This is a genomic window from Clostridium tetanomorphum, from assembly GCF_017873215.1.
Classification (GTDB): Bacteria; Bacillota; Clostridia; order Clostridiales; family Clostridiaceae; genus Clostridium_AO; species Clostridium_AO tetanomorphum.
The window spans coordinates 29,548-44,674 of the sequence record NZ_JAGGKA010000012.1 but is presented as its reverse complement, the minus strand read 5'-3'; the positions used below and the strand labels follow the sequence as shown (position 1 = coordinate 44,674).

The following is a 15,127-nucleotide window of genomic DNA, read 5'->3' as shown; positions in this document are numbered from 1 at the left end:
ATAGAAAGAACTTAATTGGATTTAAATAAGTTTAATTAAGTTCTTCCTATTTTATAAAACACTTAACTTTCTTTGTTTTTTACATGATTTTTTATTAATTCCCATATTTCATTATCACTTTTGTCATTTATAACTCTATAGTTATTTCCATCTACACCAGTATCAAATTGACATATAGAGGAATATTCACAAAATCTACATGGAGTTGAATTATCTTTCTTTTTATAAGGCTTTATGCCTATATTTCCTTCAAGCATCTCTTCACATAAATTTACTATAGTTTCTCTTACATATTTCCTTAATAATTGAAACTCTTCCTCTGTAGCTATAGATGAACTTTTTGAAAGGGATTTATCCTTGTTCAACCTTACTGGAAGAATATCAGAAAACCCTTTTATTTCTTTATCCATAGCTTTTATTATGTCTGCATCTGCTAAAAGAAGTCCTTTCATTTTTAATTCCTTTAATATTTTTTCATGAACCTCTCCCTCACTTATTTCATCCTTTGTTCTTATTATTGGATCATCCACTTTAAAGTATAACATTCCTGCTGGAAAAGTATTTTCTTTATACTTTTCTTCAATTTCTGTAAGTAATGCGTCTAAATAAACTAATAGTTGAATTTGAAGTCCATAATATACATCAGATAATTTAAAATCCTTATTTCCTGACTTATAATCTATTATTCTAATATATGTTCCATCTTCTTCTTTTAAACTATCTACTCTATCTATTCTTCCTATTAAGTTCACCCTTTCCCCTGAATTAAGTTCTACAGAAATAGGAGGAAAATCTCCATTAAATCCAAAAGATAATTCATAACCTGCTGGTTCAAATTCTCCTCTTTTAATTTGCTCTCCTATTATACAAACTGATCTAGACAAAATTCTTTTTATTCCTTCTGTCATATGTTTATATCTAGGTGAACTATTTAATATAGAGCCTGGCATATCTCCTACTTTTTTATCTACTATATTAGATACTATTCCTTCACAAAGGTCTTTATTTACATTATCCCAGGTTATATTCCTTTCTGCCATATGTTTTGAAAAAGATTCTAAAACTTCATGCATAAGAGTTCCTATATCTGGAGTTGTTAATTTATAAACCTTTCTCTCCTTTGCCTTAAGCCCATATTTTATAAAATATGCAAATGGACATTCCGCGTATTTTTCTAATCTAGATACACTTAAATTTATTTTAGGACCATAAAGATTTCTTAGCTTTCTTGTATCCATAATCTCTGCTGCATTACTATAAGTAAATCCTTCCAATATGGTAGTAAGCTTTTCCTTCCAATAATCATCTTTCATATACCAATTGTATACACTAAGCCATAATGAACTAACTTCTAGTCCTTCCTTTCCACTTCTAAGTTGTGATATAAGCTCATTAAAGGTAGCTCTAGGGGATGAAATCCTATCTAATTCTTCTTCCTCTATATTCTTACTTACTATATTACTTTTTTCACAAATATGTGGAAAAATCTTTTTAAGCCTTGATACTACTATAGATGGTCTTAAAGTTTTTCCTTCTAAATCTGCTATAGGATAGCTTACACTTAAATAACTACTCATAGTGGTTAATGTTATATAAGTCAAAAATTGTTCCTCAAAAGACTTACTTTTAGTATCCTTTGCTAATTCCAGACCCTTTGATCTTAAATTTTCTCTTTCTATATCAGATAATACACCTTCTGCACTTATTGCTCTTGGGAAAATTCCATCATTTACACCTACTATATATAATGCTTTTATATCATGGCTTCTTAGACGATCTACACTACTTACTAAAATTTGATCTAATGCAGGAGGAATAAGACCTAGTTCATATTCTTCAAAACCATTTTTTAAAAGTTTTCCAAATATATCGAAATCAAGTTTTTCTTCTGCCATAACCTCTACAATTTGATCCATAAGTTCCACTATTATATTCCATATTTGACTATATTCATTTACCTTATCTAATCTATCACTTTCTTTAAATTTTTCTATCCAATTTTGTATTTTTTTTTCTATATTTATGCTACTTAAAAAATCATATAATGCAGTACACATTTCCCTAGCGGTTTTCTTTTCTCTAATATTTTCATGAAATGCTTTCAATGGATTAACTACTTTACTCTTTATTCTATTTATATTATCTAAATTTTTCTGTTCTTCTTCTCCTATTTCTTCATCTTTATTAAAACTATATCTTATTCTATAACTCCAAGTTTCATATTCAGTCCATTTATTTGCTATTATTCCATTAGCTAATACATAATTTTCTATTATATCTACTTCCTCTTTATCTAAATCTGTAAGACCTGTTTTTAAGTATCTAAAAACAGATTCATAATTCCATCTTTTGCTTAATATCTCTATAGATGAAAGTATCAATACTATAAGTGGATTATTATTTATTTGAATTTTTTTATCTATAAAATATGGTATTTCATATTCACTAAATATAGCACGAGCTAAATTTTCATAACCATCTAAATCGCCTGTAATTACAGCAATATCTTTAAATCTAAATTTTCTATTCCTTACAAGTTTTAAAATATTTCTGGCAACTTCCTCAATTTCTGTATATTTATTCAAAGCCTTAAATATACAGACGTCTTCTGTATTATCTTCATAAAACTTATAAGGAAATGCAAATAAATTCTTCTCTATATGACTTAATTCTTTACTTTCCTTAAATCTATAACAAGGAGCACATTCTAAAGCAATAGGCTTATCATATTTTATATTATTTTTTTCTATAATCTTTAAAAGCTTTTCTTCTGTATTCTTTATAGGATAAAATAAATCTAAATTATCTATTCCTCCACTCCCTACACTTAATACATCTGTGCATAAAGTTACATTTACTCTTTTGGCTTTCTTTAATATTTTTTCTAACACATTATATTCCTGAGGAGTAAAATCAAAAAATTCATCTATCCATATCTCTGCATCTTTAAATAAATTAGATTTATCTAGTTTTTCTACTAAAATAGTCAAATCATCATCTTCATCTATGTATTTTTGATGCAAATTTTCTTGAAATTTTGAGTATATTAATGTTATATCTCCAATTTTATCCTTTAAATTTCCATCTTCTATTCCTTCTAAGCCTTCATACAGCATTTCTGGGGTAATATTATATCTTTTAAGTTCTGTAATGAGTTCTGACATAGTAGCTACAAATCCGTCTCTTTTAGAAGCTTTAGCAAATATTCTAAATTTATCTCTCAACTCATCCATTACCTTGTATATAAGCATACTTTTTCCTGATTCATTTATATGGATATGAGTAATTCCGCCTACTTCATTAAATACTCTATATGCCATTCTCTTAAAACTTAATACTTCTACTCTAGATACCGCTTCTTCACCTATGTAATGAAGTAAATTTTTCTCACTTTGAAAAGAAAACTGTTCTGGTACCAAAAGTATTAGTGGAGACTTTTCATCCTTTTCTAATTTTCTTTTTATATCTTCAAAACAATAATGACTTTTACCACTACCAGATCTCCCATATATAAATCTTAAACCCATTTAATCACCTACCATAGAATTGTTTTTATTTAATTATATCAAAAATAAAGTTGCTGTCGCACTAAGAATAAATACTACAATATATTGTGTTAACTTTAAACTTGCAAACCAGTGTATTGTATGTAAATTCCTTAATGCCACAGACCCAAATTTTATATTTGTATTTTGTTAAGCATATTAGTGCCTTTGTTTTTTAATATATAATATAGTCCAAAATTCAAAGCACTATATAAAATAATTATAAATAAGAATCCATGCATACTTTTCATTTCTAACATTATTATAGCCATTGCTGTAGCTACTCCAAAAACTATTCCCAATATCATATGGATTACTACATTAAAATTTTGTTTTACTGCTCTTTGTTCATTATCCCAATTCAATTTAGGTGAACTTAAATCTATTAGTAATCCTAAAAATGATGTAAATAATATAGCCTCTATACTTAATGCTAAAAATGTAATAATCATATATATAGGTATCTTAAACAATAAATATAAAATAACAAATATACTTATAATACTGGTGAGCTCAATTAAAATTGCTGACATTACTTTTGCCATAAAAATCTTCATATAGCTTATGGGAATATATTTATTAAAAAAGACATTTTTACCTTCCCTAGATATAGCAGTAGATGCAATGCCGTTGCTAGATGATATAAACATTATTCCACCAAAAAAAATAGGAATTATAAATTTAAAATAATTAGGATTATTTAAAAAACCTCTTACTACTTCCAAACTATTTCTCATATCTCCCTTAGCTAAAATAGGAATGATAAAAAATACAGGCCATAAAAAATTCATTATTACACAATTCATTAAATATATAGGTGTTCTAAACAATATTCTCATTTCTTTTGTAATATAAGTGATTAAATGAGATTTTCTACGAACAGATTTTATTAGTTCTTCATCACTTAAAGCTTTTCTTTTTGAATTTGATTCTGAAATTCCAATAACACCTTTAAAATAAAGTTTTTCTGCTAAATAGAAGAATATTATTAAAAATAATATATTAATGGCTATAAACATTATTAAATACACAACACCCAATAATTCATTACTTTTTAAGAGTGCTAAAGTAGCTATTTTAGCAAAAGGAAATATATTATTTGCTACTACAGTAGCATAGGAGTTATTTCCTTGCATAATTAACTGTTGTAATTCATTAGCATTATATCCACCAGTAGCTAAATTTTGTGATATTAAATTTATTCCTATAGCTAATGCTAATGAAAACATCCATCCTATAATTTTTAGCTTATCTTTATTTTTCCCTACATTAGTAAATCTCATAATTATCATTACTATAATTGAAGCTAATATAAGCGGAATAATAGGGTTTATTAAAAATATTACTATTGAATAAAAATAATATATTATTCCTAAATTACTTTTAATTCCATATTGAAGTAATATGGGAAAGAAAAAAATCAATTGGGTCATATATTCATATGTGACTACCATAAAAAATTTAGATCCTAAAATATATGAAGGTTTCAGTGGTAAATAAAGTAAATTTTCTATATCCATTGAAAAATAAAATGTCCCTATGCAATAAAATATTCCGAACACAAATATAATCAGTGCTGATAATGATATTCCTAATCCTAATATCATTCCTTGTTGATTTATTTGTGAAAGCGCTTCATATAATTTATTAACTCCTGAAAATATCATCCCAACTAAAGGAAAAAACGCCATTATCATCAATAAAATAAATGCTACACTTTTCACCTTATTTTTTTTATTAGATAAGTCAAACATCATTTTAAAATTTATTTTTATTAAAGCACTAAATTTATTCATTGTGAGTTACCTCCAAGAATATCTTTTCTAGTGATTCATTTTCCTTGAAATGCTCTCTTATTTTATCTAATGTATCACATACAAGAATTTTACCTTTATTTATTATTGCCACTCTATCACATACTTTCTCTGCAACTTCAAGTACATGCGTAGAAAAGAAAACAGATTTGCCCTCATTTGTATGTTCCTTCATCATTTCTTTTAATAAATATGATGATTTAGGGTCAAGTCCTGTCATTGGTTCATCTAATATCCATATAGGTGGTTTATGTACAAGCACTCCCATTATAACTATTTTCTGTCTCATACCATGGGAATAACTCTGAATTTGATCATTTAAAGCTTTCTCCATATCAAACCTTTTACTTAAATTTTCTATTCTTTCTTTTCTTATATCTGAAGGTACTTCATAAATATCTGCCATAAAATTTAAATATTCTATTCCTTTAATTCTCAAAAACATATCTGGAGTATCTGGCACAAATCCAAATTGTTTTTTTGCTTCTAAAGGATTTTCTTTTATATCAACACCATTTATTTTTATAGATCCACTATCTGAATTTAGTATCCCTGTTATCATTTTTATTGTAGTTGTTTTTCCCGCTCCATTAGGTCCTAAAAATCCAAATATTTCTCCATCCTTTATAGTAAGATTAAGATTATCTACTGCTTTGTTTTCTCCATTATAAGATTTATTTACATTTACTAATTCTATCATAAATCTCTTCCTTCCTTTTAAATGTTACAAATAGCTTTTGTATCCTACTAAACTACTCATATTTTTTATATCCGTATTTATAATAATATTTTATCCTAAAATTAAAGCAAAAAACAATGGTAAGCTGCATAAATATAGTTACCATTGCTTTTATAGGTTTTTGTGTGATTATTAAAATTTATTTATTATCTACTTCAATTTGTTTATAACCAAATTGCATTGGAGTTACTCCTTCTCCATTTCCTCCCCCTAATAATATAGTATTATTGAATTCTAAAAGTCCTTTTCCTTCTTTATATATTTTTATTTCTTTATATATTTTTTCTGGATATCCCCCTGCTCCTTTAATTACTGTTTCTGTTTTTACAAGTTTTTTATGATCTTTATCTTTACTAACTTCTAAAATAGTAGTTACAGCCTTATAATTTTTCTCTTTAAATACTACCTCTTCTTCCCATAAATTGCCTTTTTTTATAGGTAGCTTTAAAACTGTAGATTTTTCAATAGCTGCATGTCTCTTTTTCATCTCTCCATTTTTTTGAACTTCTAAGACAGAATCATTGTTTATAGTATATTCTTTTTCAAATTGAAACTTGCTTCTTGCAGGCCCTTCATCTTTTTCAGCTTCATTTTTTATTTCTCCCTTAAATTGAAGGATTAAATTATTTTTGCTCCCAGTTACCTTATTTAATTTTATAACTTCTCCATACTCTGCAGTACCGCTATAGTGAAATTCTTTCATGTCCTTTTGTGGAAAATATAAAGATAATTCTTTGCTATATTCCTTTATATTTTTTGTTTCCTTATCTTCACTCTGAGCTTTTACTATGCTTTCTTCAATTTTTACTGATGCTTTTTTATTATCTGCTGAGCATCCCACTAATCCAAAAGCTACTATTGATATAACAATAGAACTTATTATTATTTTTATATTATATGTCATTAAAAATTACCTCCTAAATAAATAGTCTTTTACTTTGCCAAAAAATATATTATATTACGTAATTATAATACTACATTCTAATATCCTTTCAATTACAAGGCATTTACAAATATATTACAAAATAATTACAATATTATCTTTCACAATTTCATCACAATTATAACAAAGTTTAATCATAAATATATTTTATTATAATTACATAAGATAAATAAATATTTAGGAGGTAGATTTTATGAAAAAGAAAAATATTATAGCTGCTTTAGCACTTACACTATCAATAGGAATGGGAGCTACAGCATACGCTGCTGCTACTGCACCTGCAAATTCAAATATAGCAAATAAAATAAATGCTACTTGTACAAGATTAGGTCTTGGTAGGATTACTGGTATGAGAGGTTATGATTCAGCAACATCTATATTAAAAGATAAACTTAAATTAACAGATGAAGATATAACAAAAGCTAGAGAAGCAGGTAAAACTTTAAAAGACTTAGCTTTAGAAAAAGGCATGACTGAAGATGAATTTAATCAAGCAATGATAGATTCAAAAAGTAAAGCCATAGATGAAGCTGTTAAAAATTCCACTATCACTAAAGAAGAAGGAGATACTATTAAAGAAAATCTAAAGTCAAACATAAATAATTGTACTGGTAGTTGTGGTCAGATGAACAAAGGCTTTGGAAATGGTCAAGGCAATGGTAGAAAAATGAGAGGTAACGGCTTAGGCAGAGGCTTTAACAACAATGTAAATGTTCAAAAATAACAATCTTACTGTTAAAAATGTAATTATGTAATAAAAACACTATCAGACTTCTGATGCATGCTCCCATTATGGTAGGCAGTTAAAATGATAAAACTGCTGCCATAAAGGGAGCATGTCATTTTCTTTCACTTAACAAAGCTTGATAGTGTTTTTCTCTAATTTCAACTTACTTTTACTAAATAAATTACTATTAAATGTAATGGATAGAAAGCATAAAATAAATCAAATATAGTATTTAATATAAGAATATTATCGCCAAAAACTTGTCTAAATGTTAATAAGAATGGCACTTATGATATAACTGCTATGCCAAATAACCTTAACATATATTAATTCATCTATAAATTCCTTCCCTAACTAGTTTCATTTTTCATTACTTGCCTTAATTTGGTCCCTATAATTTTATATTAAGGGAAACTTATAAACTTTTTATAAAGAAATAGAAATTTATATTATATATCTTACTTCTCCTCCTGGTCCTAATGGAATATTAAACACTATAAATACTACCAATAGTATAGTCCATAGTATTCCAAATAATATAGAGTAAGGTATCATATTAGAAATCATTGTTCCCATTCCTGCTTTTTTATCATATCTTTGTGCAAAAGTTATCAATATAGGAAAATAGGGGAATAGTGGACTTATTGGATTTGTTATAGAATCCCCTATACGAAAAGCCATTTGAGTAACAGCTGGATTATATCCTAGTAGTAGTAACATTGGTACAAAAACAGGAGCCATTATAGCCCACTTTGCAGAGGCACTTCCTACAAATATATTTATAATGGATTCTAATAATATAAATCCAATTATGACACCTATTCCTGTAAATCCTGAATTTTTAAGCAAGTTAGCTCCTTTTACAGACATAACTACTCCTAAATTACTCCAATTAAATAATGCTATAAATAATGATGCTGCAAAAGCCAACACTATATATGCTCCCATGTCTTTCATAGATTCTCCCATCATTTTTATTACATCCTTATCATTTTTTATAGTTCCTGTTATTTTTCCATATATTATACCTGGAACTAAAAATAATATGGTAATTATAGGTATAAGCCCCTGCATAAGTGGAGATTCCCAGGCAAGTAAAGATCCTGTCTTAGGATCTGCCATAAAGGCATCCTTCCCTATACTTAATGTTATTATAAGTATTACCATGGTTAATATTGAAACCAATGACCACTTTAAAGCTTTAGTTTCTTTTTCACATATTTTACCATGTTCCTCATCCATAAAAGTGAATTCACTTTTTTCAAAGCGAGGAGCTATTATTTTCTCTGTAACCCAAACCCCGCCTGCTACTAATATTGCTGTAGAGCATATCATAAAATATATATTCATTGCTGGTGTACCTTTATAGTTTAAATCTATCATTTTAGCTGCTGGAATAGTAAAACTGGCCATTAGTACATCTGTCATATTAACAACTAAGTTTGCTGAAAATCCTCCTGCCACTCCTGCATAAGCCGCAAACATTCCAACTAAAGGGTGTCTTCCCATAGATAAAAACACCGTAGCTGCAAGTGGTGGCAATAATATAAATCCTGCATCTCCTGCCCCATCTGCTAATATACAAACTAAAATAAGAGTACCTGTGACTAAACTTTTTGGAACTTTTGTTATAGAATTCTTCATTGCTGCAGTCATAAGTCCAGACTTTTCTGCTACTCCTGCTCCTAACATAACTACAAGTACCATTCCTAGTGGTGGAAATTCTTGAAATTTAGTTACACATTGCATAAGAATTGTTCTCATTCCATCTTTGGATAACAAATTAACTACAGCTACAACTTTATTGGTAGATGGATTTATAACTGTACTTCCTGAAGCTATCCATGAAATTATCATAACAATTAAAGATAATATTAAAAATATAGTCACTGGGTCAGGCATTTTATTTCCTACTATTTCTACTTTATTTAAAAACTTTTCAAATAAATTTAATTTTTCTTTCTTTTCAATTTGAGGTGATGTGTTCACATTAATTCCTCCTTTTAGCCTCATTAGCTATTTAAAAAATTCACCACTATCTGTGATAAACACTGGCATGCTGTTAATAAATTTTCATCATTCCAAGCAAAATTTCCATTGTGATGAATTATCTTTTTCTCTTTCATTATGCCAACAAAAAAAAGTGCTGAAGGTACACTATTACTAAAGAATGCAAAATCTTCTGCTCCCATATCTGGCTCTTTAGCTTCTAATACTTTGTCTTTACCCAATATTTGACAAGCTGACATTTTAACTAACTCTGTCATATGATAATCATTGATTACCGGTGGTGCAAAACTTTCACATTGAAAAATATATTTTGCACCTTGGCTTTCTGTAACTGTTCTTAAAATATCTTCAAAAGCTTTAATTATAAAATCTCTTGTATCATTATCAAAAGTTCTAATAGTCCCTGTAACTTCTACTTCATCTGGTATAGAATTTATACCTTCTCCTCCATGTATAGAACAAAAAGAAAGAACCACAGGTTCTAAAGGATTTATCTTTCTATTTACAAATATTTGGATATTACTAATCACTTGAATAGCTATGTTTATAGGGTCTATACATAAATGTGGCGTAGCTCCATGTCCACCTTTTCCTAATATCTTAAATTTAAAATCATCCGAAGAAGCCATTATAGGACCATTTTTTAATTTAATACATCCTTCTTTTACTTCGCCCCATAAGTGACATGCAAAAGCTGCATCTACTTTAGGATTTTCTAATACTCCTTCTTCAATCATAATTTTAGCTCCACCGTCCCCTTCTTCAGCAGGCTGAAAAATTAATTTTACATTTCCTTTAAGCTTATCTTTTAATTCATTAAGTATCATAGCTGTTCCAAGTAAAGCTGCAGTATGTCCATCATGTCCACAAGCATGCATAACTCCATCTACTTTAGATTTATATTCTAGATTAATTTCTTCTTTAATAGGGAGTGCATCCATATCTGCCCTTAGAAGTACAGTTTTTCCTGGATATTTGCCTTTTATAAGCCCAATGACTCCTGTTTTTGCTATATTAGTTTTAACTTCAATATTTAATTTTTTTAATTCTTCCTCCACAATTTTAGAGGTATTTACTTCCTTAAAAGCTAATTCTGGATGCATATGAAATTCATGTCTTAACTTAACCATTTTTTTATAATACTTTTCTGATAAAATTTTTATCTTTTCTGTGCACATAATTTTGCCCCCTTTAACACTATATTGAATTCATTATAATCCTTCCTATAATGTTTTGTAAATATTTGTAATTATTTTAATAATTTATTATGTTAAACCAATAAAATAATAGACATAAAAAGAAGCTGTTGTCAAATTAACAACAGCTGATGTTTACCTATATTTTAACATTTTTGCCTGTTCCCCTATTATTTTTATACCTTTTTCTATATCCTCCAGTGTAAGTCTAGAAAATCCTAATCTTAAAGAATTTTTTCCTCTACCATCTGTATAAAATATATCTCCTGGTGTAAAAATTACTCCTCTTTTTATACATTCACTAAGTAGTTGTCTAGAATTTATATTTTTTAGTTTTATAAATAAATATAATCCTCCATCTCCTAAAACAAATTCATTTGGTATATACTCTTGTGAAAGTTTTTTAGCTAATTCATATTTTTCTTTATATATATTTCTAGCCTTTTTAACATATTTTTCAAAAGATCCACTTTTCATATACTCATATAAAATTGCCTGATCTAGAAAAGAAGTATGTATATTTCTACTTCTTTTAACACTTTCTAAAACATCAATAAGTTCACTATCCCCAAATATCCATCCTATTCTCATTCCTGGGAAAAGTATTTTAGATAAGCTTCCTATATAAACTACAGAATTTTCTTCTCCACTTATCCCTGCTATTGGTGCAATATGAGTGCCTAAATGCTGTAATTCTTCATTAAATCCATCTTCAATTATAGGAACATTATATTTCTTTAGTATATTATAAACCTTTTCTCTTTTTTCTGAAGACATAACCATTCCTGTAGGATTGTGGTAAGAAGGGATAATATAAGCTAGCTTTATCTTATTTTCCTGAAGTTTTTTATCTAAATCTTCTAAATCTATTCCTTCCTCATTAATATTTGCTCCTATTATATTTAGTTCATACAATCTCATTAATTTAATAGAAGTATTATGAGTAGGGTTTTCACATAATATATTATCTCCTCTCTCTGTTAAAGAAGATAATGCTATATCAAATCCTTCAGTGAAACCATTAGTTATGATTATACTTTTTCCTTTAGTATTAACCCCTTTTTCCTCCATGTATTCTATTAAAAAATCTATAAGAGGTTTATAGCCTTTAGCATATCCATAATTTAATATTTTTTCTCCTTCTAAAGCCATTCTGTTTAAAAATGCTCTTTTTAATTCTTCCACATCAAAAAGGCTTTCATCTGGCGCTATACTTTTAAAAGAAATCATACCTTTTTTATAAATTTGCTCATGTTTCATAATATCCAATTGTTCTGCAACTTTAGCATGGTTACTTATTTTAGTAATCCAATTTATATTCCAATCCTTATTTTTATTTACATCAACCTTCTCTACAAAAGTTCCTTTTCCTTTTTCAGTATATACTAATGCATTATCCTCTAACATTTCATACACTTTCATTATAGTATTACGACTTACTTTCATCATAGTTGACATTTCCCTTGTAGAAAGTAATTTGCTTCCTGATGGCAACATACCATTCTCTATTATTTCTTTCATATAATTGTATATTTGAATATATGCTACTTCTCCATCTTTTAATTTTATATTATTAAACAACTAAAACACCTCAAAATTTATTTATATTCAATGAAGACTCTATTATCCTATCTAAAAGTTCACTAAAACTTAGTCCATATGCCGCTGCACTTTTAGGAAATAAACTATTTTTAGTCATTCCTGGAAGTGTATTTATTTCTAAAACATATACTTCCCCATTCTTTATTATCATATCTATTCTTCCATAGACTTTCAATTTAAAGTTATCCCAACATTTTATACATATTTCCTCCACCTTTTTTTGTAAAGTATCTGGAAGTTTTATAACCTTTTCTTCTGCTCCATTCTCATCATATTTTGAAGAATAATTGAAGAACTCTTCTTTTGTCTTTATAGACAGTACGGGTAATACCTCCCTATCTAACATGCAACAAGTTATTTCTTCCCCTTTTATATATTCTTCTATCATAACTTCTTCATCATACTCCAAAGCTTCTTTTACTGCCTTTTTTAAATCTTCTTTGCTGTATACTATAGCTACTCCTATACTAGAACCTCCATTATTAGGTTTAACTATAACAGGATAGCCCATCTTCTCTACTTTATTATAATCTATTTCTTCTTCCTTTTTTATCATCGTCCAACAAGGAGTTTGTATTTTTTCTGCTAAAAACATTTTTTTACTCATATCCTTGTCCATACATAAAGCACTTGTTAAAACTCCAGATCCTGAATACGGAACTCCTATAGTTTCAAGTAGCGCCTGAACTTTTCCATCCTCTCCAAAACTACCATGTAAAGCAATAAATGCAAACTCCAAGCATTTAACAGCATCAATAAGTTCATACTTTGTATTTATAGGAATAGGTAAAACCTCATATTTGCTCTTATCTAAACTTTCTATAATATACTTTCCTGTTAGGTAGGATACTTCTTTTTCAGTGGATATCCCACCCATTACAACTCCTATTTGCATATAAAAACCTCCTAACACATAACTTATCAATTTTATTTTATTCATCAACAGTATATAATTAAAGTACCACTGTAAGTTTATTTTAACATTATAGTGGTAAACAATAAAAAAGTGCTTCGCAATCTTTTTAAATTGTCCATTATTAAATATACAGGAGGCAACTCATATGTCAATACTGAAATTTTCTAATGTATCCTTTATTAACGAAAGTAAAAATTTAAAATATAGATATAGAAAAAAGAATAAATAATGAATATAAAAAAATATTCATTATTTATTCTTTATTATTTATCATCTATGTTAAGTCCTTTTTTAATTTTCTAAAGCTTTTTCTGAACTATTGTCTTTTCCTTTAGTAATAATTAAAGAAATAATTAGTGCCAATACTGTTGGCGTAACCCAAGCAAATCCCATACTTGACAATGGAATAAATGCAAGTATAGATTTTAAAGCTTGTGAATTAACCCCCATAGATGGTAAAGTCTCAACTATGCTAAATATTAAAGAAGTATATACTGTAATCTTTAATACAAAACTATTTTTAGATAGTTTTTTAACTAAAGTTATTGCTACTAATGTCATTGATACAGGATATAATATACATAATACTGGTACAGATATTTTTACTATTTTGTCTACACCAAAATTTCCTATTATTATACTAACAATAGATATTACTATAGCATTTATTTTATAAGGCAATTTTCCATTACTTACACTTTCAAAAAAGCTAGATCCTGCTGTTATTAATCCTACTGATGTGGTAAAGCAAGCAAGCCCCATAGCGATTCCTATAACTGCGCCTCCATACTGCCCTAAAGTTCTACTTGATATTTCTAATAATAAAGCTGTCTTTGATATTTCTCCAGATATTACTGAGCTTGTTTGTGCCCCTAAATACATTAGTCCACCATATATTAATGCTAGTCCTAATATTGCTACTAATCCAGATTTTATAGTTATTGATATAGCTTCTTCCCCTTTATATCCCTTTTGAAAAACTGAAGAAGTAATTACTGTAGCAAACATGAGTCCAGCTAAAGCATCCATAGTTTGATATCCTTCTATTAAAGAATTTGAAAATACAGATGTAACACCAGTTTGCTCTACGGTCCCTATTGGATATACTATTCCTTTTATTATTATTATTGCAAGAGTTATTAAAAGTGCTGGAGTTAGAAACCTTCCTATATTATCTATAACCTTTGAAGGTCTTAAAACAAAACATAAATTTAATACAAAATATAATATCATAGAAGCTAATGATGACATCCATGGAAATACTGGTTGTATAGTGATTTCATAAGTTGTAGCTGCTGTCCTTGGTATTGCTAACATTGGACCTATGGCTAAAAAAATGGCTATAGAACATAATATCGCAAATCTTTTACTTATTTTTCCCGCCATATCTTCAAAATTACCATTAGTTTTTGTACAAGCAAGTATTCCCAAAAAGGGAAGTCCCACTCCAGTTATTACAAATCCTATAGCTGCTATTAAAAACTTACTTCCCATTGCTTTTCCTAAATAAGGAGGAAATATAAGGTTTCCTGCTCCAAAAAACATTGCAAACAATGCAAGTCCTATTACTAAAAAGTCTTTTGTTGTTTTTTTCATGAACACACACTCCTTAATTTTATTCTAATAATAAAAAGT

At 28.0% G+C, this 15,127-nt stretch carries 10 protein-coding genes; 1 reads left to right on the top strand and 9 read right to left on the bottom strand.

Translation table 11 applies throughout. The annotated features are described in order from the left end of the window. Window positions 1-62: 62 nt before the first annotated feature. The 4 genes from addB to J2Z24_RS12330 all read right to left on the bottom strand — a co-directional run bounded on the left by addB (window position 63) and on the right by J2Z24_RS12330 (window position 7,002). On the bottom strand, window positions 63-3,527 hold the full coding sequence (addB, locus tag J2Z24_RS12345; RefSeq protein ID WP_035145615.1) for a helicase-exonuclease AddAB subunit AddB: 3,465 nt from the start codon (window positions 3,525-3,527) through the stop codon (window positions 63-65). A 152-nt stretch (window positions 3,528-3,679) separates the two neighbouring features. Then, window positions 3,680-5,341: a putative ABC transporter permease subunit gene (locus J2Z24_RS12340; protein WP_035145613.1), complete on the bottom strand. Its 1,662-nt coding sequence runs from the start codon at window positions 5,339-5,341 to the stop codon at window positions 3,680-3,682. Continuing rightward, entirely contained in the window at window positions 5,334-6,059 is a 726-nt protein-coding gene (locus J2Z24_RS12335) for an ABC transporter ATP-binding protein (RefSeq protein ID WP_035145611.1), read from the bottom strand. Before J2Z24_RS12335 ends, J2Z24_RS12340 begins: the two co-directional genes overlap by 8 nt. 178 nt (window positions 6,060-6,237) lie before the next feature. Then, window positions 6,238-7,002 (bottom strand): hypothetical protein, encoded by a 765-nt coding sequence (locus tag J2Z24_RS12330; protein ID WP_035145609.1) that lies wholly within the window; start codon window positions 7,000-7,002, stop codon window positions 6,238-6,240. 232 nt (window positions 7,003-7,234) lie between these two features. Between J2Z24_RS12330 and J2Z24_RS12325 the strand changes: the two genes are divergently transcribed. After that, complete coding sequence (locus J2Z24_RS12325; protein ID WP_035145607.1) at window positions 7,235-7,765, top strand: hypothetical protein; 531 nt, start codon at window positions 7,235-7,237, stop codon at window positions 7,763-7,765. 447 nt (window positions 7,766-8,212) lie between these two features. On the opposite strand, the gene J2Z24_RS12320 is transcribed toward J2Z24_RS12325, so the two are convergent. The 5 genes from J2Z24_RS12320 to brnQ all read right to left on the bottom strand — a co-directional run bounded on the left by J2Z24_RS12320 (window position 8,213) and on the right by brnQ (window position 15,088). After that, window positions 8,213-9,757, bottom strand: a complete 1,545-nt coding sequence (locus tag J2Z24_RS12320; protein ID WP_278320974.1) for an AbgT family transporter — start codon at window positions 9,755-9,757, stop codon at window positions 8,213-8,215. A 23-nt stretch (window positions 9,758-9,780) separates the two neighbouring features. Beyond that, window positions 9,781-10,956 carry a M20 metallopeptidase family protein gene (locus tag J2Z24_RS12315; protein ID WP_035145606.1) on the bottom strand — a complete coding sequence of 392 codons (1,176 nt, stop codon included), beginning with the start codon at window positions 10,954-10,956 and terminating at the stop codon, window positions 9,781-9,783. Between the two features lie 153 nt (window positions 10,957-11,109). Then, on the bottom strand, window positions 11,110-12,555 hold the full coding sequence (locus J2Z24_RS12310) for an aminotransferase-like domain-containing protein (RefSeq protein WP_035145604.1): 1,446 nt from the start codon (window positions 12,553-12,555) through the stop codon (window positions 11,110-11,112). 10 nt (window positions 12,556-12,565) lie between these two features. Beyond that, window positions 12,566-13,471, bottom strand: coding sequence for a D-alanine--D-alanine ligase (locus J2Z24_RS12305; RefSeq protein ID WP_035145602.1), 906 nt, complete (start codon window positions 13,469-13,471; stop codon window positions 12,566-12,568). A 312-nt stretch (window positions 13,472-13,783) separates the two neighbouring features. Then, window positions 13,784-15,088 carry a branched-chain amino acid transport system II carrier protein gene (gene brnQ, locus J2Z24_RS12300; protein WP_035145601.1) on the bottom strand — a complete coding sequence of 435 codons (1,305 nt, stop codon included), beginning with the start codon at window positions 15,086-15,088 and terminating at the stop codon, window positions 13,784-13,786. Between the last annotated feature and the right edge of the window lie 39 nt (window positions 15,089-15,127).